Genomic DNA, 22,935 nt, shown 5'->3' on the forward strand with positions numbered 1-22,935 from the left:
GAGCTGTTGGAGCCGGTGGTACGGGCGGTGCTGGTGGTGCGGTCGTTCACGGCGAGTTCAGCCCTTCGTGGCGGAATCGAGGTCGGTGGAGGTGAAGCGGCTCTGGAAGACGAGGTAGAGGGCCACCGCGGGCGCGGCCAGTACGCAGGCACCGGCGAGGATGGCGCCGAACGGGTTGGCGGCGGCGGAGGAGACCGTGCTGATGTAGTTGGCCAGGGACACCGCCAGCGGCTGCATGTCCTGCTCCTTGGTGACCAGGAACGGCCACAGGAACTCGTTCCACGGCCCGGTGAAGCTCAGCAGCACCACGGAGGCGAGCGCCGGCTTGCACAGCGGGATCGCGATCCGGAACAGGATCTGCAGCTCGCCCGCGCCGTCGATGCGCGCGGCCTCGAACATCGCCTGCGGCAGCTGCAGGAAGAACTGCCGGAAGATGAAGACCGCGCTGGTGTTGATCGCGAACGGCAGGATGATCCCGATGTAGGAGTCGGCCAGGCCGTAGTCGCGGACGATCAGCACGTACAGCGGGATCATCAGCAGCTGGAACGGGATGACCTGCACCAGCAGCACCAGGGCGAAGGTGGAGCCCTTGCCCCGGAAGTGGAGCCGGGCCAGGGCGTACCCCGCCAGCAGACCGAAGACGGTGGTGCAGACGATGACGCCGCCGGTGAAGATCCCGGAGTTGATCAGGGAACGGCCGAGCGAGATGGCCGAGTTGATCTCCGCGTAGTTGTGCAGGGAGAGGTTCCCCGGTTGCGGGAAGGCCCCGGCGGGGCTGCTGTCGGGCTCGCGCTGCAGGGAGCCGATGAGCATGTAGTAGAAGGGGAACAGGAAGGCGAAGGCCCCGGCGAGCAGGGCCAGCCGCGACAGGATCCGGCGGGCGCGCGAGTGCGTGTGCGGCCTGTGGTGCGCCGAGTGGCGCAGGAGCGAGGGGGCGTGTGCGTCGGCCATGTCAGTCCCTCTCCAGCAGACGGCGGTAGAGGAGGGAGATACCGGTGATCAGCACGACGAGGATCACGCCGATCGCCGCGGCCTCGTCCGGGTGGCCCTGCTGCAGACCGCGCTGGTACATCAGCAGCACCGGTGAGGTGGTGGCGCCGTCGGGTCCGCCGCCGCTGGTCAGCAGGTAGGGCTCGGTGAACAGGTTCGCGCCCGTCACCGTCGCCATGACCAGCACCAGCAGCGTCGCGGTGCGCACCGCCGGGACGGTGATGGACCAGAACATCCGCACCTTGCCCGCGCCGTCCAGCGCGGCCGACTCGTAGAGCTCGCCGGGCACGTTCTGCAGCGCCGAGAGGTAGAGCACGATGAAGAAGCCGAGCTGCTTCCAGGCGACGAACAGCGCGATGGTCGGCATCGCGAGGTGCGAGTTGACCAGCCACGACGGGTCCGGCGCGAGCGGCCCGAGCGCCTTGTTGACCAGGCCGTTGGAGTTGAACAGGAAGAGCCACACGCCGACGACGGCGACGCTGGCGGTGATGTACGGGACGTAGTAGGCGGTGCGGAAGAACGTGCGCGCCCGCAGCTTGGAGTTGAGGGCGGTGGCGAGCACGAGCGACGCCGCCACCGTCAGCGGCACGTTGATGACCAGGAAGACCGCGATGTTGCCGAAGGAACGCCACACGGCCGGATCGGTCAGGACGGCCGTGTAGTTGGCCAGCCCCACGAAGGGACGGTCCACCTGGGCGCCCGGCGCGGCGAAGAAGTAGTCGTGGAAGGAGATCCACACCGCGAAGCCGAGCGGGTACAGGAAGATCGCGGCCAGGTAGATCAGGTACGGGGAGACGAAGGCCAGGCCGATCGGCTGCCGGCCCGCGAACCGCAGCCGGCGCGGCCGCGGCTCACGGTCGGCCCGGGGGCGGGCCCCGCCCCGGGCGGACCCGGGGCGGAGGACGTCATGGTGCGTGGAGGACATGGCCGTGACTCACTGCTTCGCCAGGCCGTCGACCTTGCCCGCGGCCTCGCGGAAGGCGCTCTCGACGTCGCCCTTCCCGAAGATCACGGACTTGGTGTAGGCGTCGCGGAACGTCTGCCAGATCTCGACGGAGTTCGGCACGTTCGGGGCCTCGACGGTGCGGTCGGCCTGCTCGGCGAAGGTCTTGTAGTCCGGGTGCGAGGCGAAGTAGTCGGGGAACGCCGCCGGGAGGTCCTGCCGCATCGGCATCTGGCCGGTGGCCTCCAGCAGCTTGCCGTCCTGCTCCTTGCTGGTGGCGAACTTCAGCACGTCCCAGGCCGTGCCCTTGTTCTTGCACGCGGTGAACATGCCGATGGACTTCTCGTCGCTGAAGGTGCCCTTGGCCTCGGTGCCGGTCGCGGTGGGCACCGGCACGGCGCCCCACTTGACCTTGTCGCCGTAGACGGAGACGGCCCACGGGCCGACGATCGCCATGGCGGCCTTGCCGTCGGCGAAGGAGTCACCGTTGTACTGCTCGTTGGGGGCCAGGCGGTCCGCGTACATGGTCTTCCAGAACTCGGCGGCCTTGACGCCGTCGGGCGAGGCGAACTGGGCCTTGCCGTCCTCGACGAGCTGCTTGCCGGTCTGGGCCGCGAAGAGCGGGTAGAAGTCGAACCAGGACTGGTAGAACTCGGAGGTGGGCGCCGGCCAGATGGCGGCGTGCACACCGCCCTTCACCAGGGCGCGCGAGGTGGTCAGGAAGTCCTGGTAAGTGGAGAGCTTGGGGTGCTCGGGGTCGAGCCCGGCCTTCTTGAACAGGTCCTTGTTGTAGAAGATCATGACGGGGTTGCTCTTCCAGGGCATCTGGTAGTGCTTGCCGTCGGGCGACGCGTACTGAGAGAGCCGGTCGCCGGTCCGCGCCTTGAGGTACGCCTCCCCGCCGGGGAAGTCGTCCAGGGCCACCAGGCCGCCCTGCTTCTGGAAGCCGGGCACGGCCGCGGGGGCGGTGTTGAGGATCAGGCACGGGGCGTTGCCCGCCGTGATGGCCGCGCCGATGACCTCCTCGGAGCTCTTGCCCGCCGGTATCTCCTGCGCCTTCACCTTCTCGTCGGGGTGGGCGGCGTTCCAGGACGCGACCATGCTCTTGCCCCAGGCGACCTCCTGGGCGTTGTTGGAGTACCAGACCGTGATCGGCCCGTGGGCGGCGTCGCCGCCCCCGGCGGTGTCCGACCCGCCGCTGCCGCACGCCGCGAGGGGCACGGTCAGGGCGACGGCCGAGAGGACGGTCAGGAGGGTTTTCTTCATTGCGGTGGCTCCGGGTTCTCAAGGGGTGGGGAGAGGCCGTTCCGGGGCGTCGTCCTGCCTCGGTGACGGCCCTCCGGGGAGCGGAGAACGTCGTGGGCGCGTCGGGCGCGCGTTCAGGGGCGGGTGGTGCCGGCGGGGGCCGGGCCCGTGGAGCCGCGCACCATGAGCGCGGCCGGGTCCAGTTCCACGTGCGGGGTGGTGCCCTGCTCGATCGTCTCGATCAGGGCGAGTGCGGCGGCGCGGCCCCAGGTGGCGGCGTCGGCACGGCAGGTGGTGAGCGAGGGTCTGGTCCAGGAGGCCAGCGGTACGTCGTCGAAGCCGACCACCGACAGGTCGTCGGGCAGCCGCAGACCGGCCTCCTGCGCGACCGCCATGCCCGCGGTGGCCGACAGGTCGTTGGCGTACACGATGGCGGTGGGCCGGTCGCCCCGCGTGATCAGGGCCTGCGTCGCGAGCGCGCCGCCCTCGGCGGTGAAGCCGCCCGGCAGCACGGGGCCCGGGGGCAGGCCCGCCTCCGCGAGCGCGTCCCGCCAGGCGCCCAGCCGCCGCTGGGCGTGCAGGTACTCCTCGGGGCCCGCGACGTAGGCGATGTGGCGGTGGCCGAGTCCGACGAGGTGGTGGACGGCGCCCGCGACCACCGGCCGGTCGTCCAGGTTCACGGTGGCGATCCCCTCGACGCCGTCGTCGGCGCCGACGGCCACGGCGGGCAGGCCCAGTTCCCGCAGCAGCGTGGGGCGGGGGTCGCCCACGCGCAGGTCGGTGAGGAACACCCCGTCCACGCGCTGGTCGTCCACCAGGCGGCGGTAGGTGTCCATCTCGTTGCGGGGGCCCGTCACGTGCAGCATGAGGCCGTCACCGGACTCGGATATGACGGACTCGATGCCCGCCATGAAGGCCGGGTAGAAGGGGTCGGTGCCGATCAGGTCGGGTTCGCGCGTCAGGACCAGGCCGACGGCCCTGGCCCGCCCGGTCGACAGCGCACGGGCGCTGCGGCTCGGCGTCCAGCCCAGCTTCTCGGCCGCCGCGCGGACCCGTTCCTGGGTCGCGGCGGCCACGCCGGGGCGGTCGTTGAGGACGAAGGAGACCGTCGCCCTGGACACACCCGCCAGCTGGGCGACATCGGCGATCGTGGGGCGTCTGGCCATGCGGACTCTCCGTGTACGGCGGCGGAAGGGCGCCACATCCGCATCCGCGGGTCCCGTCGGCCGGCGTACCCCGAGGGGCACACCGTCCGGCGGCACCTTCGGCGCCGGAGGCAGCACGTTCTTGCACTCGCATACCGGGGCAACCAACGCGAAGGGATCTCGTCACCTCGCGTTTGAACCGGTTTAAACGAGCGATGTGAGGAACCATGAACCTCGGGGGGCGGAGTGTCAAGGGCCTACTCTCAGTTGGGGAGTTATATGCGGCAAGTGCGGCGATAAGTCCGAAATGTCGTATCGGTGCACCGGTCACCACGTACCGCGCGGGCCGTGACAGTGCGTCACAGCCCCTGCGGGGTGCCGGTACGGCGCGGCGTGCTGCTAGCGTCTGCCCAACCCCGCGGTGGGCGGCGGGCGGCGGACGGAGGCAACGACGGAGACGGATGTGTTCCCGGACACGGTCCTGCGCACCGAACGGCTCCTCCTGCGCGCGTTCGCCCCGGACGACGCCCACGACACCCGGGCCAGTTGTGAGGACCCCCACACCCAGCGGTGGCTGCCCCTGCCCCGCCCCTACACGCTCGACGACGCGACGGCCTGGTGCACGACGGTCTCCCACGCCCTGCGCGAGTCCGGCGACGGCATCCACTTCGCCGTCACCGACGCGGACGGCGGACGACTGCTGGGCACCGTCGGCCTGAAGCGGACCGACCGGCGGGCGCTGACGAGCGAGGTCGGCTACTGGGTCTCCCCCTGGGCGAGGGGACGCGGCATCGCCACGGAGGCGACCCGGACCCTCGCGACCTGGCTGCTGACCGAACAGGGCTTCCAGCGCCTGGAACTCCGCGCGGCCACGGGCAACACCGCCTCCCAGCGCGTCGCCACGAAGGCCGGCCTGCGCCGTGAAGGCGTCCTGCGCAACGCGGGGTTCGTGCACGCCGGCCGCGTCGACCTCGTCCTGTTCTCCCTGGTGCCGGGGGACTTGGCGGGTGCCGCTGATGGCTGACCGGGGCAGGTCCGTGGGCGGGTCGCGGGCCGGCGCGACCGGGCGATCTGCCGCGAGCCCGTCATCCGGCGGTGAGTGGGACGATGAGTTCGACCTCGGCCGGGTCAAACCGCGGGCGTGAGGCCGCCGTTTCGGACGAACGGCTTGCGACTTCACCGCCTGACGGGCCCAACCCGACCATGACCAGAGTTCTCAGCCATGACCGCCGGCAACCCTACGCCGCCGGCCGTCGGCCATGACGTATCCGCCCGCATCGTCGACGTCCCCGACGGCACCGCGCCCCGGATCATCTCGCTCGGCCAAGCCCTCGCCGACGGCACGCCCGCGGTTGTCCCGCCCAGCGCGCCCGAGCGGTCCCGTACTCGCGAAGCCGGCGCGACCGCCAGGGCGTAAAGGCAGGAGCCGGCCCGATTCCACGCCATGCTCGACCCCAGCCCGGGCAAGCCAACGGCCAAAGATCGCGCCAACACCCGCGTGTATCGTCATCCGCTGCGGGATTCGGAGGGCAACAGCCAGCAGTCTCGGACCCTGACGCCGCCACCACGAGCCGACCGACATCACGAGTTCAAGTTCAGTGGCCGGCCCGTAGATCACTGCCTCGCACAACTTTCAGGGGAGGCGCAGTGCCGGTGCCGCCTGATCAGGTCGAGTACCTGGCCGCGCAGACCGCCGACCAGTACGCCGACGTAGAGGCCCGACTCCTCCGCGTCATTGCCTGGCAGCTCGCACAGGGCATGGAGGCCGCCTCACTCAGGTCGAGTTCATCGCACGTCACCCAGGACGCGAGCAGCGTTGGGCGGCCGGGGCCCGGAAGAACGAGGCCGACCACCAGAACGAGAGGTGACGCCATGGGCATGCGGGCCGACATCACGCACGCGATCGCGCAGGGGCGGAGGCCGGCGGGACCGGCCAGCGCGCCACTGTGTGCCCGTACCCTGCCTCGTCGCTGCTCCGCAAGGCGTGGATCAAGGGTTACGCCTCGACCGTGCCGAGGGCGAGCGCCAGCAGCTGGCACTACCCAGCAGCAGCCCCGTAGAGGCCGGTCGAGGAGCCTACGCCGCTGTCTGCTTGTTGCGGTTCTCCCGCCGGATGAACAGGCTGGCGGCCATCGAAACCGTGAAAAAGCACGCCGCCCCGTATCCACCGGTTGCGACGGCGTAGCCCTCGTTACCGGCGCTGATACAGGCGAAGCCCAGCGCGCCCGAGGCGTCCCGCACCGCGGTGATCCACTTACGCTGGACGGAGTCGCGGACGGCCAACGCGAAGGCGCCGACAGCGAGAAGGGCGAAGAGGACCGAACCAGTCCAGTGACCAGGCACCGGCAGATGATCGCACAGCGTGTTGATCATGGCTAGGTCCAGGAGCGGGGATCCGTGCACGCGCACGGGACGGCCTTGCCCACTGATCGCCAAGCTCGACGCCACCTCACGGGGCCCGACCGCCAGGCGCGGGCGGCCCCTTTTTGCATGCCCAGAAACGGGCCCCCTCCCGCGCTTCCTGGCATGGTCGCAGCGGTTTGCGCACCCAGGCTCTTGCGACCCGCGACCCGCGACCCGGACGGCTCGCACGCTTGACCGCGACGCGCCACCCCGGCCAGCCGTTTCTCCAGAGTGACTGGTACTGCGACTGGTCGATCATGCGCCGGCTGCGCAGCAGCACTCCAGACAGTCGCTCAGTGGGCTCTTCGTCTTCCTTGTGGCGAGTTCGTCGATGCGGAGAGCGGTCTCGCCGCAGTACGCCGACCGCGGGCAGCACTCGCGGCGGAGGGGCGCCCGGGCATGCCGCAGGCCCCCGCCGCGCCGTTGCGGCAGGGGCCCGACTCATGGCGATGAGGGCTCGAACGGGGAGAGTCGGAGCCCTCCAACTACACCATCGCCCAGCCTCGTCGTGGTCGCGCGTGCCCGCACGTCACGGTGGGCCGGTCAGGTGATGTCCTCCGAGGGCGACCGCCCCCAGGCCGTGAGCATGCCGGGGGACAGGTCGGCGCACTGGGGTGAGTCCAGGTAGCGCAGGGCCTCGTCGACGAGGGTGTCGTCGACGAGGCCGGTGGCGGTCATGGTGGACCGGGTCCGGTTCCAGGTCTCCGCCCAGAACCGGCTGATCGTGCTCCCGGGCAGGAGCGGCGGAACGTGGATCTCCGCCGCGACCGATCGGAGCCCGGCCGCCCTGAGCATCCCGGGGTAGCGCGGCACCCGTGAGACGTCGGTGCCGATGGTGTCGCGCAGCCCCCGCCACATTGCCCGCATGGCCAGCGTGTACGGCGTGTCGGGGGCGGCGGCGGTGGTCAGGTCCACGGCGTCGCAGACCACCAGGACGCCGCCGGGGGCGAGCAGGCCGCCGAGCGTGGCGATCATCCGCTCCGGCGACGGCAGGTGCATCAGCACGAACCGCGCGTGGACGAGGTCGAACCGGCCCGGCGGGAAGCCGTCCACGGTGACGTCCGCCTGCCGCACCGTGAGGCCCGGCGTCGGACGTGCCGCCAGGAACCGTACGTCCCGGTCGACCGCGAGCACCTCGCTGACCCCGGCCTCGCGCAGCAGTCTGCGCGCCACCGTGCCCGTGCCGGCGCCGACGTCCAGGCAGCGCCACCCGGGGCCCGCCCCGAGCTGCCGCAGGCGGGTGAGGGTGGTGTCGTCGTACGAGGCGGCGGCGAGGTCGATGCGGTCGCCCTCGCCGGCGTCCTCCGGGCGGAAGAAGCGCTCACCGTAGCGACCGGCGCTGGTCATGCCCTCATTGTGGCAAGCGCCGGACGAGCGCACCCGCCGGCGGCCGGTCGCTACACCGCGGTGAACCCGCCGTCGACGGTGAGCGTGGCGCCGTGGATCTGCGAGGCCTCGTCGCTCGCCAGGAACACGACGGCCGACGCCACCTCCGCCGGGTCGCCTGCGCGGCGCGAGGGCATGCGCGAGATGATCGGGGTCAGGTGCTCCTCCATCGCCGCGACCTTCTCCGTCAGGGTGGGACCGGGAGCGACGGTGTTGACCCGGACCCCGTGCGGTCCGTACTCCGCGGCCCACGACATGGTGAGCGAGTGCACGGCCGCCTTGGTCATGCTGTAGAGCGCCGAATGCGCCATGCCCCGCATGCCGTTGATGGACCCCAGGTTGACCACGGCGCCGTGGCCGCGCTCGGCCATGGGCGGCGCCAGCAGGCCGGTGAGGAGGAACACCGACCGCACGCTCACCGCCAGCGCCTGGTCGACGGTCTCCTGCGGGACCTCGGCGGTCGGCGTGGGCGTGAGCAGGAGCGCCGCGTTGTTGACGAGGACGTCGATCCGGCCGCCGGCCGCCGCGAGCGCGTCGGTGGCGAGGCGGCCGACGGCGTCGGCGCCGCCCGACAGGTCGGCGCCGACGAACGCCGCCGAGCCCCCGTCCTTCTCTATGCGTGCCACCACGTCGGCACCGCGGGCCGCGTCGCGTCCGCTGACGACGACGAACGCGCCCTCGGCAGCCAGGGCCGCCGCGATGGCGGCGCCGAGGCCCGTGGTGGAACCGGTGACCAGGGCCGTCCGCCCGGTGAGTCGCTTGCTCATGTTTCCGCACCTTTCTCCGTGAACCGGCTGGGAACGGCCAAGGTGCCACCCGGAAATTGGACCTGCAAGTCCAAAAAGTGGCAGGATGGAGGCATGGCAGCACGACTGACGGCCAAGGGCGCCGCCACCCGGCAGCGCATCGTCGAGGGGGCCGCGGAGGAGATCCGCGAGCGAGGCGCGGTCGAGACCACCCTGGACGACATCCGCGCCCGCACGGCCACCAGCAAGAGCCAGCTCTTCCACTACTTCCCCGGCGGCAAGGAGGAACTGCTGCTCGCCGTGGCCCGTCACGAGGCCGGCCGGGTCCTGGCCGACCAGCAGCCGCACCTCGGCGCGCTCACCTCCTGGCAGGCCTGGTACGACTGGCGGGACGCGGTCGTCGACCGCTACCGGCGGCAGGGGCAGCAGTGCCCGCTCGGCACGCTTATCTCGCAGCTGAGCCCCGCCACGCCCGGTGCGCAGGCCGTCACCAGGGAACTCCTCGCCTCGTGGCAGGCCCAGATCACCACCGGCATCCGGGCCATGCAGGAGCAGCGGGAGATCTCACCGGAGCTGGACGCCGACCGTGTCGCGTCCGCCCTCCTCGCGGGCATCCAGGGCGGTGTCTCGATCCTGATGTCGACGGGCTCGCTCACGCACCTGGAAGCCGCCCTCGACCTGGGCATCGAACGGCTCCTCGCCGCACCCGTACCGGTACCCGCACCCGTGCCGTCGGCCCCCTGACCGGGCACGGCACCCCTCAGAGCACCTCCAGCGGCACGGGCCCGCGGGGCGGCGGGAACGCGGCGTCCAGCGCCGCCAGCGCTTCCGCGGGGAGTCGCAGGTCCGCCGCGGCGCGGTTCTCGCGCACGTGCTCGGGCCGCCCCGAGCGGGGGATCGCCGCCACGCCCTGCTCCAGCACCCACGCCAGCGCCACCTGGGCGGGCGTGGCGCCGAGGCCGTCCGCCACGGCCAGCAGCGCTGCGGAACGCAGCAGTCTGCCCTGCTCAATGGGGGAGTACGCCATCACTCCGGCCCGGTTGCGCCGGCACCAGGGGAGCAGGTCCCACTCGATGCCGCGCCGGGTGAGGTTGTAGAGCACCTGGTCCACCGCCACGGCGGACCCGCCCGGGAGGGAGACCAGTTCGGCCATGTCCCCGGCGTCCAGGTTGCTGACCCCCCAGGTGCGGATCTTGCCGGCGGCCATCAGCTCGGTGAACCCGGCCAGCGTCTCCTCCAGCGGATGCCGCCCCCGCCAGTGCAGCAGGTACAGGTCCAGGATGTCCGTGCGGAGCCGTCGCAGACTCGCCTCGCAGGCCGCGACGACACCACGGCGGTCGGCGTGGTCGGGCAGCACCTTGCTGACGAGGAACACCTCGGCACGGTGTCCCGCGATGGCCTCCCCGACCAGTTCCTCCGCCGCGCCGTCGCCATACATCTCGGCGGTGTCGACGATCGACATGCCCAGGTCCACACCGAGCCGCAGGGCGGCGACCTCCTCGCGGCGGCGGCCCGGGTCCGCACCGAGGTGCCAGGTGCCCTGTCCGAGCGCGGGGACGTCCCTCGAGGACAGCCGGACCGTACGCATCGACGCTGTCGCCATCCCTGCCTCCCCGGCACGACACACCTTCAGGCCACCACCGCGCATCCGGTCCTGCAACTCGGTGGACGGCGCTGGCTCCTACTCCGGCACCGGCGCGCGGACGTTGCCGGTGAACGACGGGTGGAGGCGGGCGGATCCCAGGAGTTCGGCCGCGCCGCGCACCGCCGCCGTGTGCGGCGCCGGCACCACCTTGACGGGGACGTCGAGCCGGCGCGCGAGACGGTAGACGACCTCGGGGCGCAGTGCGCCCCCGCCGGCGAGGAGAATGCCGTGCGCCAGGGCGGCCGGCGCGGCCGCCGTCCGGTCCTCCTCCAGCACGGTCGCCACGGTGGCCACCAGCGCGTCGACGAGGCGTGCGGCGGCAGCGGGGTCCGCGTCGAGGTCGGCGGTGCCGGGCTTCGCGCGGTGCGCGTCGGTCACCGCGCCGTCGACCAGCAGGACCGTCTCCGTGAGGTGGGCGCCGACGTCCACCACGAGCAGCGGGCGGTTCAGGTCCTCGCGGGCCGCGAGGGCCACCGCCCGCGCCGTGGGCACCGTCAGGACGGCGCGCGGCCGCAGGACCTCCACGGCGGCCCGGGCCGCCGCGCGGTAGGCGACGCCGTCCAGGACGGGCGCCGTCAGCACGACCAGCGGGCGGCCGAGACCGGGCAGCCGGTGGCGGAGCAACCGGTCGAGCATCCGGGCGGTGCCGGGGACGTCGATGACTCCGCTGCGGACGGGGCGGACGGTGCCCGAGCCCGGGAACGTCACCGTGGGCACGTCGAGCACCATGCCCCGGCCGAGGGCCCAGACCCGCGTGCGGGCACTGCCGAGGTCGATGGCGAACCCCGTCTGCCGGCGGACCGGCAGCCACGGCGCGCTCATCCCTCGGCCCCCCGCGCCTGCAGGCAGCGGCCGCAGTAACGGGCCTGGGGGACGACCACCAGGTGGTTCAGCGGGATGGGCTCCCGGCACAGCGGACAGAACCCGTACCGCCCCTCGCGCATGCGCTCCAGGGCCGCCTCGACGTCGGCGAGCACCATCCGGGCCGCGGCGGCGAGCGCGGCGCGGACCTCTTCCCGTGCGGCCGCCCGCTCTCCCGCCCGCCCTCCCGGCGGCTGGTGCGGTTCGGCCGGCACGGCCGCGGCCACCTGCCGCAACTGCTCCCGGCGGAAGAGGCGTTGCTCGTCGAGGCTCACGCGCAGCGCGGCGAGGTCCTCGGCGGACAGATGCGCGGCGCGGTCGTCCGCGGTCCGGTGGTTCACCACGTCACCCTTCTCCCTTCTCCGGCTGGTCACAGGTCACGGGTCACGCGGCACGGCGCCCGCAGGCGACGCAGCAGCGTGCGTACGGGAGGATCTCCAGGCGCTCGGCCGGTATGGGCTTGGCGCAGTCGGGGCAGACCCCGTAACTGCCGTCCTGGAGGCGTGCGAACGCGGCCTCGATCTCCCCCAGCACCCGCCGGATGGCCTCCTTCTGCACGACCATGACGTGGTCGTCCGCCGCCCAGCCGGCCTCGGCGACGGCCCGGAGCTGGGTCAGCCGGGTGCTGCGCTCGTGCTCGAGGCGCTGACGGGCCTCGTGCGTGGTCATGCGGCCGGGACGGGGGCCGGGCCGGGGTTCGGGCCGCGGTCCGGACTGGGCGATGTCGGGAGGCACGGCGGGATCCTTCCTGGAAGGGGACGCGCGGCAGGCCGGCGCCGGGGGTGGCGCCGGCCGCGACCACGCGGGGGGTCGCTTCCCACCCTGGCCGAGGGGGCGGCGCCTGCCCATCGGCCGTGACACCCATTCACGGTGGGTACCGGACCCCATCCGGAGCCCCGCCGGCGACCTCATGACCACGCCGGAGATGGGGGTCGCACCCCATCGACCGGGGCACCCGGGCGAGGGCAGGCTGGACGGAGGCCGTCACCGTGACGGTCGCGCCCGCCTGCCGGAATCCGCGGAGGCGGGCGGCAGGTGTGCGCGTGTGACGCGACGAGGGAAGAGCGGGAGAAGGAGGCCGACGTCAGGTGTCCCTGTTCTGGCGGATCTTCGGGCTGAACGCCATGGTGCTGGGTACGGCCACGGCGCTGCTGTTGTGGGCCCCGGTGACCGTCTCCGTACCCGTGGTGCTGGCCGAGGCGGTGATCCTGGTCGGCGGCCTCGCCGTCATGCTGGTCGCCAACGCCGTGCTCCTGCGGGTCGGCCTGGCCCCGCTGGACCGGCTGAACCGGCTGATGACCACCGTCGACCTGCTGCGCCCCGGGCAGCGGCTCCCGGCCACGCGCGGCCACGGCGGCGTCCCCGAGCTGATCCGTACCTTCAACGCCATGCTGGACCGGCTGGAGGAGGAGCGGGCCACCAGCAGCGCCCGCGTCCTGTTCGCGCAGGAGTCCGAGCGCCGGCGCGTCGCCCAGGAACTCCACGACGAGGTGGGGCAGAGCATGACCGCCGTCCTGCTCGAACTGACCCGGGCCGCCGACCAGGCGCCCGAGCCGCTCCGATGCGAACTGCAGCAGGCGCAGGAGATCACCAGGGAGAGCCTGGACGAGGTCCGCAGGCTCGCCCGCCGGCTGCGCCCCGCGGTGCTGGACGACCTCGGTCTGGTGAGCGCGCTGACCTCGCTCACCGGCGACTTCGCGACGCACACCGGACTGGGCGTGCGGCGCCGCTTCGACACCGATCTGCCGTCCCTCGACCGCGAGACGGAACTCGTGCTGTACCGCGTCGCCCAGGAGAGCCTGACGAACGTCGCCCGCCATGCCGAGGCCGCACGGGTCGAGGTCAGCCTGCGCCACAGCGCCGGCCGCGTCGTGCTCGGCGTCAGCGACGACGGACGCGGCACCGGCATCGTCCACGAAGGCGCCGGTATCCGCGGCATGCGCGAACGGGCCCTGCTCCTCGGGGCCGCGCTCGACATCACCTCCACACCACGGGCCGGCACCCAGGTCCGGCTGACCGTGCCCGCCCCGAGGGACCGCTCATGACCCCGGCCGGACCGACGCCGATCCGCATCCTCCTCGCCGACGACCACGCCCTGGTACGCCGCGGGGTGCGGCTGATCCTCGACCGCGAACCGGATCTGGAGGTCGTCGCCGAGGCCGGCGACGGTGCGGAGGCCATCGCGCTGGCCCGCGCCCAGGACGTCGACCTCGCCATCCTGGACGTCTCGATGCCCCGTCTCACGGGCCTGCAGGCGACCCGCGACCTGGCCGCGCTGAAACCGGGGCTGCGCATCCTGATGCTGACGATGCACGACAACGAGCAGTACCTCTTCCAGGCACTCAAGGCGGGTGCCTGCGGCTACGTGCTGAAGTCGGTCGCCGACCGCGACCTGGTCGCCGCCTGCCGGGCCGCGATGCGCGACGAACCGTTCCTCTACCCCGGCGCGGTCACCGCCCTGATCCGCAACTACCTCGACCGTGCCCGCCACGGCCAGGAGGCCCCGGACCACGTGCTGACGGCGCGCGAGGAGGAGGTGCTCAAGCTCGTCGCCGAGGGGCACTCCTCCAAGGAGATCGCCGAAACGCTGGTGATCAGCGTCAAGACCGTCCACCGGCACCGCGCGAACCTGCTGGGCAAACTCGGCCTGCACGACCGGCTGCAGCTCACCCGCTACGCGATAAGGGCCGGCCTCATCGAGGCGTGAGCCCGCCGCCCGGACTTCGCTTCCCTCCCCCACCCCCGACGACCGACGAGGAGGTGCCGCATGGCACCGCGCCGTGCCCCCGCGGCCCGCCCGCGCGGCCCTCGCCGGTCGGCGACGGCGGTCGCCGGGACGCTGGTCGTCACCCTGCTCGCCCTCCTCGGGGTCCTCGTCCCGGCCGTCGCCGCGACGGGACCCGGGCAGGCCCCGCCGCCCCCCGCCGCCACGGGTGACCGGGACCCCGGTCCGTACGCCACCGGGCCGTACGCCACCGGGCCGTACGCCGACCGTGCCGCGTCCGCCCGGTCCTGGCGCGACGCCCCGGGTGAGCGGCACTCGCCGCTCCTCGACGCCGCGACCGCCTCCGCCCGGACCGCCCTCACCTGCCCGCGGTCCGTCACGCCGCGACCGTCCGCGGCCGGCGCCGCCCCCGCGACCGCGCAGGCGTCACCCTGCCGCGGACGTGCCCCGCCCTCCTCTCCAGGCAGCTGACACTCCCTCACATCCCCCTCGCATGCCGCCCCGTGCGGCTGCGCCCTGCCTGCTGGAGGCCCCCGTGACACGCGCCACGCGCGTGCGGGCGTTGCTCGCCCTCATCGCCGTCGCCCTGTCCCTCTACGTCGCCGCCACCGTGCCGGTCCGCCTCGGACTCGACCTGCGCGGCGGCACCCAGATCGTCCTGGAGACCCGCTCGACCCCCTCGGCGCCCGCCGACGCCGAGGCCACCGCCCGCACCGTCGAGGTGCTGCGCGGCCGCGTCGACGCCCTCGGCGTCGCGGAACCCGCCATCGTGCAGTCCGGTGACCACCGGATCATCGTCGAACTGCCCGGTGTGCAGGATCCGGCGCAGGCCGCCGCCGTCCTCGGCCGCACCGCCCAGCTCACCTTCCACGCCGTACTCGGCACGGCCTCCGAAGGCGACGCCGTCACCACCCCGCTGCCCAAGCGGCCCGCGGAGCGCGTCCTCGCCGACGAGTCAGGCCAGTCGCTCCGGCTCCGCGCCGCCTCCCTGACCGGCGGTGACGTCAAGGGCGCGCACGCCCGCTTCGACCAGGACACGGGTGCGGGCTGGTACGTCGACCTCGACTTCAAGGGGGAGGGCCGGGACGCGTGGGCGCGCCTGACCGGCGAGGCGGCCTGCCGTACCCCGGGCGACCCGTCGCGTCGCGTCGCCATCGTCCTGGACGACAAGGTGATCTCCTCCCCGCAGGTCGACCCGTCGGTCGCCTGCCGGACCGGCATCACCGGCGGCTCGACCCGGATCACGGGCACGTTCGACGACGCCGAGGCACGCGAACTGGCCCTGCTGATCAGCGGGGGCGCCCTGCCCGTACCCGTGGAGACCGTCGAGCAGCGCACGGTCGGCCCAACCCTCGGCGCCGCGGCCGTCACGGCCGCCGTCTGGGCCGCCGGCATCGGCACCGTGCTGACCTCGCTGTTCGTCATCGCCGTCTACCGCCTCGTCGGCGCCCTGGCCGTCGTCGCGCTCGCCTGCTACGGCCTGGTCTCCTACGCCGCGCTGGCCGCCCTCGGCGCCACCCTCACCCTGCCGGGGCTCGCGGGATTCGTCCTGGCGATCGGCATGGCCGTGGACGCCAACGTGCTCGTCTTCGAACGGGCCCGCGAGGAGTACGCCGCACGGCGCCGTGCGAGCCTGGGTTCCGCGCTGACCGCCGGGTTCCGGAAGGCCTTCAGCGCCGTCGCGGACACCAACGTCACCACCCTCATCGCCGCCGCGCTGCTGTTCTTCCTTGGCTCCGGGCCGGTGCGCGGCTTCGGCGTCACCCTCGGCATCGGTGTCCTCGCGTCGATGCTCAGCGCGCTGGTGATCACCCGGGCCCTCGCCGAAACGGCCGTCGCCCGCCGCTGCGTCCGACGGCGCCCGCACCTGTCCGGCATCGCGGGCATCGGCGCCGTACGGGAGCGGATCACCCGGCGCGACCCCGACCTGATGCGGCGCCCACGGCGCTGGCTCGCCGTGTCGGCGGCGGTCCTCGTCCTGGCGGGTTCCGGCGTCCTGGTGCGGGGTGCCGACCTCGGGGTGGAGTTCACCGGTGGCCGGCTCGTCGAGTACGCCACGGACCGGCCGGTGGGCGCCGACCGGGCGCGCGAGGTCCTGGCCGCTGCCGGATTCCCCCGGGCCGTCGTGCAGACCTTGGGCGACGACCGTCTCACCGTGCGCACCGCGAAGCTGACCGAGGCGGAGGAGGACCGCGTCACCGCGGCGATCAGCGGCCTCGGCGGGCAGGCGGAGAAACTCCGTGACGAGTCCGTCGGGCCCGGCATCGGCAAGGAGCTGCGGCGTGGTGCCGTCATCGCCCTCGCCGTGGCGCTGGCCACCCAACTCGTCTACCTGGCGGCCCGGTTCCGGTGGACGTTCGGCGCGGCGGCCGTGGTCGCCATGGCGCACGACGTCGTCGTCCTCGTGGGGGTGTTCGCCTGGCTGGGCAAGCCCGTCGACGGCGTCTTCGTCGCGGCCCTGCTGACCGTCGTCGGCTACTCGGTCAACGACTCCGTCGTCGTCTTCGACCGGGTCAGGGAACTGGCCCGGCGCGACCGGAGGCGCCCCTTCGCGCGTGTCGCCAACGCCGCGGTCCTGCAGACGGTGCCCCGCACCGTGAACACCGGGATGGGCGCGGCGTTCATCCTCGCCGCGCTCGCCGTGCTGGGGGAGGGATCGCTCGCCGACTTCGCGCTGGCCCTGCTCATCGGGCTCGCCGTGGGCACCTGGTCCTCGGTGTTCACCGCCGCGCCGCTTGCCGTGGAACTGCACCGGCGCAAGCGGGCGCCGGTGACCGCGCGTCCAGTGGCGGCCGGCTGAGGGACGCCCGGCGCGATGCTCCTCCCGGGTGGTCGTGGTCGCGCGGCCACCCGGGCGGGGTAGGCAGCACAGCGGTGTCATCCGCTCGCCGCGACCCATGGAGCCGTCGTGTACATCGGGATCTCCACGTTCATCACCGATCAGGGCATCCGCCCCGCCCCGCTCGGCACCGCCCTGGAGGAACGGGCGTTCGACTCGCTCTTCATCGCCGAGCACAGCCACATCCCCGTCAAGCGCGAGAGCCCCTACCCCATGGGCGGCGAGCTGCCGGAGGTGTACTACCGCACCCTCGACCCCTTCGTCGCCCTCTCCGTGATCGCCGCCGTCACCCGGCGTCTGCTGCTGGGCACCGGGATCGCGCTGATCCCGCAGCGCGACCCGATCCACACGGCCAAGGAGGTGGCCTCCCTCGACCTGGTCTCCGACGGCCGTGCCGTCTTCGGCGTCGGCGTCGGCTGGAACCGCGAGGAGATGAGGACCCACGGCGCCGACCCCGCCACGCGCGGCCTGCTCACCGACGAACGGCTGCGGGCCATCCGCGAGCTGTGGACCGCGGACAGGGCCGAGTTCCACGGCCGGTTCGTCGACTTCGACCCCGTCTTCGCCTGGCCCAAGCCGGTACGGCGGCCCCATCCGCCGATCTACGTCGGCGGCGGCGAGGGCGGGTTCGGCCGGGTCGCCGAGTTCGGCGACGCCTGGCTCGCCAACAGTGACGCGCCGGACGACCTCGGCCCGCGCATCGAGCGGCTGCGCGAGGTCACCGGACGCGACGTGCCCGTGACGGTGTACGGGGTCCGCGGCGGCCCCGAGCAGCTCGAGGGCTACCAGCGGCTCGGCGTCGAACGGGTGCTGCTCCACCTGCCGACGCTGCCCGAACGGGAGACCCTGGAGCACCTGGACGAAATGGCCGCGCTGGCCGACCGGTTCCGCTGACCCGGCGGGGCCACGACGAGGGGAGGACCCAATGCCGGCCCTGACGGGCGGTGAGGCGCGCGGGCGCTTCGCCGCGGCACGCGTCGCACGCCTGGCCACCGCCGACGCCGCCGGTGTGCCGCACCTGGTGCCGGTGGTCTTCGCCGTGGACGGTGACACGGTCGCGCTGGCCGTGGACCACAAACCCAAACGGACCACGCGCCTGAAACGCCTGGCCAACATCGACGCCAACCCGTCGGTCTGCCTGCTCGCCGACCGCTACGACGAGGACTGGGACCTGCTGTGGTGGGCCCGCGCCGACGGCACGGCCCGCGTCCTCCCACCGGTGGGCGGATCGGTCGGCGGACCGCCCGGCGGATCGGCAGCGGCCGCCCGCTGCGTCGCCCTGCTGACCGCCAAGTACGGCCAGTACGCGGGCCGTCCACCCGCGGGGCCCGTCCTGGAGGTCTCCGTACGGCGCTGGAGCGGCTGGCGGGCCGTGTGAAGCCGGGGGCGGACCGTGGAGGGAACGGTCAGCCCGTCAGCCGGCGCGCCAGGTAGGGCGCCGTACGGCTGCCCTCGGCCCCGGCCACCTCCGCGGGCCGCCCGGTGGCGACGACCTTCCCTCCGGCGTCCCCGCCGCCGGGGCCCAGGTCGATGACCCAGTCGGCACCCGCCACGACGCTCATCTCGTGCTCGACGACGAAGACCGAGTGGCCGGCGTCGACCAGCCCGTGCAACTGCCGCATCAGCAGCTCCACGTCGGCCGGGTGCAAGCCCGTGGTGGGCTCGTCCAGCAGGTACACGGTGTGCCCGCGGCGGCCGCGCTGCAGCTCGGAGGCGAGCTTGATCCGCTGCGCCTCGCCGCCCGACAGCTCGGTGGCGGGCTGCCCCAGCCGCAGGTAGCCAAGACCCACCTCCTGGAGGGTGCGCAGGCTGCGGGCGACCGCGGGGACGTCCGTGAAGAACTCCGCCGCCGCGTCCACGGTCATGCCGAGCACCTCCGCGACGTTCCGCCCCCGGTAACGGACCGACAGGGTCTCCTCGTTGTAGCGGTCCCCGTGGCAGGTGGGGCAGGGGGCGTACGTGCCGGGCAGGAACAGCAGCTCGACGGCGACGAAGCCCTCGCCCTGGCAGGTCTCGCAGCGGCCGCCCGCGACGTTGAAGGAGAAGCGCCCGGCCTGGTAGCCGTGCCGCCGCGCGTCGTCGGTGGCCGCGAAGAGCTTGCGCACCGCGTCGAACAGACCGGTGTAGGTGGCGAGGTTGGAGCGCGGGGTGCGGCCGATGGGCTTCTGGTCCACCCGTACCAGCCGGTCCACCGCCTGCAGGCCGTCCGCCAGGACGCCGAACGCCGGCCCGGCGCCGGCGCCCTCCCAGGCCTCGTCGTCGCCGTCGCCCTCGGCGGCGTCCGCGCGAACGGCCGCGCCGTCCGCGGTGCCGGAAGGCCCCAGGTGCTCCGTCAGCACCCCGGCCAGTACGCCCACCAGCGTCGACTTGCCCGAACCCGACACCCCCGTGATCGCCGTGAACACCCCGAGGGGCAGCTCGACGTCCACGCCGCGCAGATTGTGCCGGGCGATGCCGCGCAGACCCAGCCACGACGACGGCTTCCGTGCGGTGCGCCCGGCGGCCGGATCGGGCCCCGCGGCGAACAGGAACCGGCGGGTGGCGGACTCGGCGACCGCCTCCAGCCCGTCCACCGGGCCGCTGTAGAGCACTTGGCCGCCGCGCTCGCCCGCGAGGGGTCCGACGTCGACGATCCAGTCCGCGCGGCGCACCACGTCCATGTCGTGCTCGACGACGAACACCGAGTTCCCCGCCTCCCGCAGCCGCACCAGCACCGTCAGCAGCGCCTCGCTGTCCGCCGGGTGCAGGCCGGCCGAGGGCTCGTCCAGCACGTACACCACACCGAACAGCCCGGAGCGCAACTGGGTCGCCAGGCGAAGGCGTTGCAGCTCGCCGGGGGAGAGCGTGGGCGTCGTACGGTCCAGGCTGAGGTAGCCCAGGCCGAGTTCGGTGACGACCTCGATCCGCGCGACGAGGTCGGCGCACAGCGTCGTGGCGATCTGCCGTTCCGGGCCCTCGGGGAGGTCGTCCACCGCGCCGCGGGCGGCCGGGCGCAGCACGTCGGCGAGCCGCGCGAGGTGCAACGCGTTGAGCTCGGCGATGCTCCGGCCGGCGAAGGTGACGGCCAGGGACTCCGGGCGCAGCCGGCTGCCGCCGCAGGCGGGGCAGAGCGAGCTCTCCAGGAACCGCTCCGCGCGGGCGCGCAGCGCCGGGCTCTTGGAGTCGGCGAAGGTGTGCATGACGTAGCGCCGCGCGCTCTGGAAGGTGCCCTGGTACGGGCGCTGGATCCGGCCCGCCTCCCGCACCGGGTGCACGGTCACCACCGGCTGCTCGTCGGTGAACAGGATCCACTCCCGGTCCTGCGCGGGCAGGTCGCGCCAGGGCCGGTCGACGTCGTACCCGAGGGTGCGGGTGACGTCCCGCAGGTTCTTGCCGTGCCAGGCGCCCGGCCAGGCGGCGATCGCGCCCTCCCGGACGCTCAGCGAGGGATCGGGGACCATCAGCTCCTCGGTGGCCCGGTGCACCCGGCCCAGCCCGTGGCAGACCGGGCAGGCGCCCGCGGCCGTGTTGGGGGAGAAGGCGTCGGAGTCCACGGGTCCGGCCCCCGGCGGGTAGCGGCCCGCGCGGGAGAAGAGCATCCGCAGCGTGTTGGACAGGGTCGTCACCGTGCCCACGTAGGAGCGGGAGGTGGGCGCCCCGCGGCGCTGTTCCAGGGCGACCGCCGGGGGCAGCCCCAGGATGTCGTCGACCGCCGGCGCGCCCACCTGGTGGATGAGCCGGCGGGCGTACGGGGCGACGGACTCGAAGTAGCGGCGCTGCGCCTCGGCGTAGATGGTGCCGAACGCCAGCGAGGACTTGCCCGAGCCGGAGACCCCCGTGAACACCGCCAGCGCGTCCCGCGGGACGTCGACGTCGACGTTGCGCAGGTTGTGCTCGCGGGCGCCGCGCACCCGGACGTACGGGTCGTGGGCCGTGCTGTTCATGCCCCTCCGGAGAACGGGGTCGGGGTACGTGCCGGGAGCGCGGCACCGCGCGCCCGGCACCAGTGTGCGCGCCGGTGCGGGTGCCCGCAGGTCCACGGCGGGGCCGCCGGCGAAGGCGTGGACGGTGACGTCACGGCAGGTAGGACAGCAGTTTGCGGGCGGCGGGGGAGACCCGGTCCTCCTGGGGCAGGGCGGCCGACACCTCCCAGACGTGGTCCTCGGCGCCGTCCAGCGTCACGGTGCGCAGTCCCGCGGCGTGCTCCTTGCGGGCGATGGGCCGTGGCACGACGGCGATCCCGAGCCCGTGGTGGACCAGGTCGATCAGGCTGTGCACGTCGTTGACCTCCAGGGCGACCCGGCGCGGTACCCCGTTCGCGGCGAAGGCCCGGTCGGTGAGCCCGCGCGCGCCCCAGTCGGCGTGGAAGTCCACGAACTCCTCGCCGCCGAGGTCCGCCCAGCCGGCCGAGTCCGCCCCGGCCAGCCGGTGCCCGGGATGGCACAGCAGGACCATCGGGGCCCGGGTGATCGGCATCAGCCGCACTCCCTCGGGCGCCTCGCCGCTCAGGGCCGTGAACGCCACGTCCAGCCGGCCGCTGGTGATGTCCTGCACCAGGGCGGCCGACCCGGCCTGCCGCAGCCGGACCTCCACGCCCGGGTGCTGGGCGCGGAAGCGCGCCAGCAGCGCCGGCACGTCGACGCCGGCCAGGCACTGCTCGGTGCCGATGGTGAGCACCCCGCGCATCAGGCCCTGCACGGCGGCCACGGCCTCCTTGGCGGCCCGTACGCTCGCCAGCGTGCGGCAGGCCTCGTCCAGCAGGGCCCGGCCCGCCGCGGTCAGCTCCACGCTGCGGGTGCTGCGCACGAACAGCGGCGTGCCGAGCTCCTGCTCCAGGGCGCGCACGGAGGCGGACAGACCCGACTGCGAGATCATGAGGCGTTCGGCGGCGCGGGTGAAGTGGTGCTCCTCCGCGACCGCGACGAAGTACTCCAGATGGCGTAGCTCCATGATTCAGAAGCCTAGCTCCTGAATGTGTTCGCTTTCTTCTATTGGACGTGTGGGTGCAGCTCCGGCGAGGCTTGACCGCGTGCCCGCACGGCTGCGGCCCGTTTCCGGCCGTGCCGGCACGCCATCAGTGCGCAAGACGAGACGCAAGCCGAGAAAGGCCACGGACACATGGAGACTCGCCGCATCGGCGCCACCGAGGTCAGCGCGATCGGCCTGGGCGGCATGCCCATGTCGATCGAGGGCCGGCCGGACGAGGCGCGGTCCATCGACACCATCCACGCGGCGCTCGACGCCGGTGTCACGCTGATCGACACGGCGGACGCCTACCACCTGGGGGCCGACGAGGTCGGCCACAACGAGACCCTGATCGCCAAGGCGCTGGCGTCCCACGGACGCGGCTCCGACGTCCTGGTCGCCACCAAGGGCGGCCACCTGCGCCCCGGCGACGGCCGCTGGACCCTCGACGGCTCGCCCGAGCACATCAAGCGGGCCTGCGAGGACTCGCTGCGCCGGCTGGGCGTGGAGGCCATCGGCCTGTACCAGTTCCACCGCCCCGACCCCAAGGTCCCGTACGCCGAGTCCGTCGGCGCGGTGCGCGACCTGCTCGACGAGGGCAAGATCCGCATGGCGGGCGTCTCGAACGCGGACCCGGAGCAGATCCGGCAGGCGGACGAGATCCTGGGCGGCCGTCTGGTCTCCGTGCAGAACCAGTTCTCCCCGGCCTTCCGCTCCAGCGAGCCGGAGCTCGAACTGTGCCACGAGCTCGGCATCGCCTTCCTGCCGTGGAGCCCGCTCGGCGGCATCTCCCAGGCGGGCGAACTCGGCTCGTCCTACGCGCCGTTCGCCCGGGTCGCGCAGGCCCACGGGGTCAGCCCGCAGCGCGTGTGCCTGGCGTGGATGCTCGCCAAGTCCCCCTACGTGATCCCGATCCCCGGCTCCAGCCGGCCGGAGACCATCCGTGACTCGGTGGCCGCGGTGGAACTCGTGCTCACCGCGGAGGAGATCGCGGAGCTGGACGCCGTCTGACACGGCCGTGACCGGGACGGGGCGGGGCGGTGCGCCGCCCCGTCCCGGCGCA

At 73.4% G+C, this 22,935-nt stretch carries 24 protein-coding genes; 11 read left to right on the forward strand and 13 right to left on the reverse strand.

What is annotated here, in order from left to right; translation table 11 throughout:
• Positions 1-57 precede the first annotated feature (57 nt).
• From AC1VWI_RS39945 to AC1VWI_RS39960, 4 genes are all read right to left on the reverse strand, one after another.
• The gene (locus AC1VWI_RS39945; RefSeq protein WP_499515939.1) at positions 58-951 is read right to left on the reverse strand and encodes a carbohydrate ABC transporter permease; all 894 of its coding nucleotides are present in this window, start codon (positions 949-951) and stop codon (positions 58-60) included.
• Position 952: 1 nt separating this feature from the next.
• Positions 953-1,915 (reverse strand): carbohydrate ABC transporter permease, encoded by a 963-nt coding sequence (locus tag AC1VWI_RS39950; RefSeq protein ID WP_499515940.1) that lies wholly within the window; start codon positions 1,913-1,915, stop codon positions 953-955.
• 9 nt (positions 1,916-1,924) lie between these two features.
• Entirely contained in the window at positions 1,925-3,199 is a 1,275-nt protein-coding gene (locus AC1VWI_RS39955) for an extracellular solute-binding protein (RefSeq protein ID WP_499515941.1), read from the reverse strand.
• Positions 3,200-3,312: 113 nt separating this feature from the next.
• Positions 3,313-4,344: a LacI family DNA-binding transcriptional regulator gene (locus AC1VWI_RS39960; RefSeq protein WP_499515942.1), complete on the reverse strand. Its 1,032-nt coding sequence runs from the start codon at positions 4,342-4,344 to the stop codon at positions 3,313-3,315.
• 442 nt (positions 4,345-4,786) lie between these two features.
• Between AC1VWI_RS39960 and AC1VWI_RS39965 the strand changes: the two genes are divergently transcribed.
• The 3 genes from AC1VWI_RS39965 (at position 4,787) to AC1VWI_RS39975 (ending at position 6,383) form a co-directional block, all read left to right on the forward strand.
• Positions 4,787-5,347: a GNAT family N-acetyltransferase gene (locus AC1VWI_RS39965; RefSeq protein ID WP_499515943.1), complete on the forward strand. Its 561-nt coding sequence runs from the start codon at positions 4,787-4,789 to the stop codon at positions 5,345-5,347.
• 198 nt (positions 5,348-5,545) lie between these two features.
• Positions 5,546-5,740: a hypothetical protein gene (locus AC1VWI_RS39970; RefSeq protein ID WP_499515944.1), complete on the forward strand. Its 195-nt coding sequence runs from the start codon at positions 5,546-5,548 to the stop codon at positions 5,738-5,740.
• A gap of 529 nt (positions 5,741-6,269) precedes the next feature.
• Positions 6,270-6,383, forward strand: a complete 114-nt coding sequence (locus AC1VWI_RS39975) for an Rmf/CrpP family protein (protein WP_499515945.1) — start codon at positions 6,270-6,272, stop codon at positions 6,381-6,383.
• 16 nt (positions 6,384-6,399) lie between these two features.
• On the opposite strand, the gene AC1VWI_RS39980 is transcribed toward AC1VWI_RS39975, so the two are convergent.
• The 3 genes from AC1VWI_RS39980 to AC1VWI_RS39990 form a co-directional block, all read right to left on the reverse strand.
• Positions 6,400-6,696, reverse strand: coding sequence for a hypothetical protein (locus tag AC1VWI_RS39980; RefSeq protein WP_499515946.1), 297 nt, complete (start codon positions 6,694-6,696; stop codon positions 6,400-6,402).
• Positions 6,697-7,269: 573 nt separating this feature from the next.
• Positions 7,270-8,073 (reverse strand): class I SAM-dependent methyltransferase, encoded by an 804-nt coding sequence (locus tag AC1VWI_RS39985; RefSeq protein ID WP_499515947.1) that lies wholly within the window; start codon positions 8,071-8,073, stop codon positions 7,270-7,272.
• A gap of 50 nt (positions 8,074-8,123) precedes the next feature.
• Positions 8,124-8,879, reverse strand: coding sequence for an SDR family NAD(P)-dependent oxidoreductase (locus AC1VWI_RS39990; protein WP_499515948.1), 756 nt, complete (start codon positions 8,877-8,879; stop codon positions 8,124-8,126).
• Between the two features lie 93 nt (positions 8,880-8,972).
• On the opposite strand from AC1VWI_RS39990, the gene AC1VWI_RS39995 reads away from it, so the two are divergent.
• Positions 8,973-9,602: a TetR/AcrR family transcriptional regulator gene (locus AC1VWI_RS39995; protein ID WP_499515949.1), complete on the forward strand. Its 630-nt coding sequence runs from the start codon at positions 8,973-8,975 to the stop codon at positions 9,600-9,602.
• A 16-nt stretch (positions 9,603-9,618) separates the two neighbouring features.
• Here AC1VWI_RS39995 and AC1VWI_RS40000 read toward each other — a convergent pair whose 3' ends face one another.
• The 4 genes from AC1VWI_RS40000 to AC1VWI_RS40015 form a co-directional block, all read right to left on the reverse strand.
• Entirely contained in the window at positions 9,619-10,461 is an 843-nt protein-coding gene (locus tag AC1VWI_RS40000; RefSeq protein WP_499515950.1) for an aldo/keto reductase, read from the reverse strand.
• A gap of 78 nt (positions 10,462-10,539) precedes the next feature.
• Complete coding sequence (locus AC1VWI_RS40005; protein ID WP_499515951.1) at positions 10,540-11,325, reverse strand: rod shape-determining protein; 786 nt, start codon at positions 11,323-11,325, stop codon at positions 10,540-10,542.
• Positions 11,322-11,708 (reverse strand): TraR/DksA family transcriptional regulator, encoded by a 387-nt coding sequence (locus AC1VWI_RS40010; RefSeq protein ID WP_499515952.1) that lies wholly within the window; start codon positions 11,706-11,708, stop codon positions 11,322-11,324. The genes AC1VWI_RS40005 and AC1VWI_RS40010 overlap by 4 nt, the downstream gene beginning before the upstream one ends.
• Before the next feature lie 40 nt (positions 11,709-11,748).
• The gene (locus AC1VWI_RS40015) at positions 11,749-12,033 is read right to left on the reverse strand and encodes a TraR/DksA C4-type zinc finger protein (protein WP_499517028.1); all 285 of its coding nucleotides are present in this window, start codon (positions 12,031-12,033) and stop codon (positions 11,749-11,751) included.
• Positions 12,034-12,452: 419 nt separating this feature from the next.
• Between AC1VWI_RS40015 and AC1VWI_RS40020 the strand changes: the two genes are divergently transcribed.
• The 6 genes from AC1VWI_RS40020 (at position 12,453) to AC1VWI_RS40045 (ending at position 18,306) form a co-directional block, all read left to right on the forward strand.
• A complete protein-coding gene (locus AC1VWI_RS40020) occupies positions 12,453-13,409 on the forward strand; it encodes a sensor histidine kinase (protein WP_499515953.1) in 957 nt (318 codons plus the stop codon).
• Complete coding sequence (locus tag AC1VWI_RS40025; protein ID WP_499515954.1) at positions 13,406-14,071, forward strand: response regulator; 666 nt, start codon at positions 13,406-13,408, stop codon at positions 14,069-14,071. Before AC1VWI_RS40020 ends, AC1VWI_RS40025 begins: the two co-directional genes overlap by 4 nt.
• A gap of 60 nt (positions 14,072-14,131) precedes the next feature.
• Positions 14,132-14,560, forward strand: a complete 429-nt coding sequence (locus tag AC1VWI_RS40030; protein ID WP_499515955.1) for a hypothetical protein — start codon at positions 14,132-14,134, stop codon at positions 14,558-14,560.
• Between the two features lie 64 nt (positions 14,561-14,624).
• On the forward strand, positions 14,625-16,889 hold the full coding sequence (gene secD, locus AC1VWI_RS40035; protein WP_499515956.1) for a protein translocase subunit SecD: 2,265 nt from the start codon (positions 14,625-14,627) through the stop codon (positions 16,887-16,889).
• 108 nt (positions 16,890-16,997) lie between these two features.
• Positions 16,998-17,822: an LLM class F420-dependent oxidoreductase gene (locus AC1VWI_RS40040; protein WP_499515957.1), complete on the forward strand. Its 825-nt coding sequence runs from the start codon at positions 16,998-17,000 to the stop codon at positions 17,820-17,822.
• A 31-nt stretch (positions 17,823-17,853) separates the two neighbouring features.
• Complete coding sequence (locus tag AC1VWI_RS40045) at positions 17,854-18,306, forward strand: TIGR03668 family PPOX class F420-dependent oxidoreductase (protein ID WP_499515958.1); 453 nt, start codon at positions 17,854-17,856, stop codon at positions 18,304-18,306.
• Between the two features lie 28 nt (positions 18,307-18,334).
• Here the strand turns inward: AC1VWI_RS40045 and AC1VWI_RS40050 are convergent, their stop codons facing one another.
• Positions 18,335-20,851, reverse strand: a complete 2,517-nt coding sequence (locus tag AC1VWI_RS40050; RefSeq protein WP_499515959.1) for an excinuclease ABC subunit UvrA — start codon at positions 20,849-20,851, stop codon at positions 18,335-18,337.
• Positions 20,852-20,981: 130 nt separating this feature from the next.
• Entirely contained in the window at positions 20,982-21,857 is an 876-nt protein-coding gene (locus AC1VWI_RS40055) for a LysR family transcriptional regulator (protein WP_499515960.1), read from the reverse strand.
• A gap of 168 nt (positions 21,858-22,025) precedes the next feature.
• Here AC1VWI_RS40055 and AC1VWI_RS40060 point away from each other — a divergent pair, with 168 nt between their 5' ends.
• Positions 22,026-22,883: an aldo/keto reductase gene (locus AC1VWI_RS40060; RefSeq protein ID WP_499515961.1), complete on the forward strand. Its 858-nt coding sequence runs from the start codon at positions 22,026-22,028 to the stop codon at positions 22,881-22,883.
• Positions 22,884-22,935: the final 52 nt, after the last annotated feature.

It is taken from the genome of Streptomyces sp. TOM-9 (assembly GCF_056858595.1).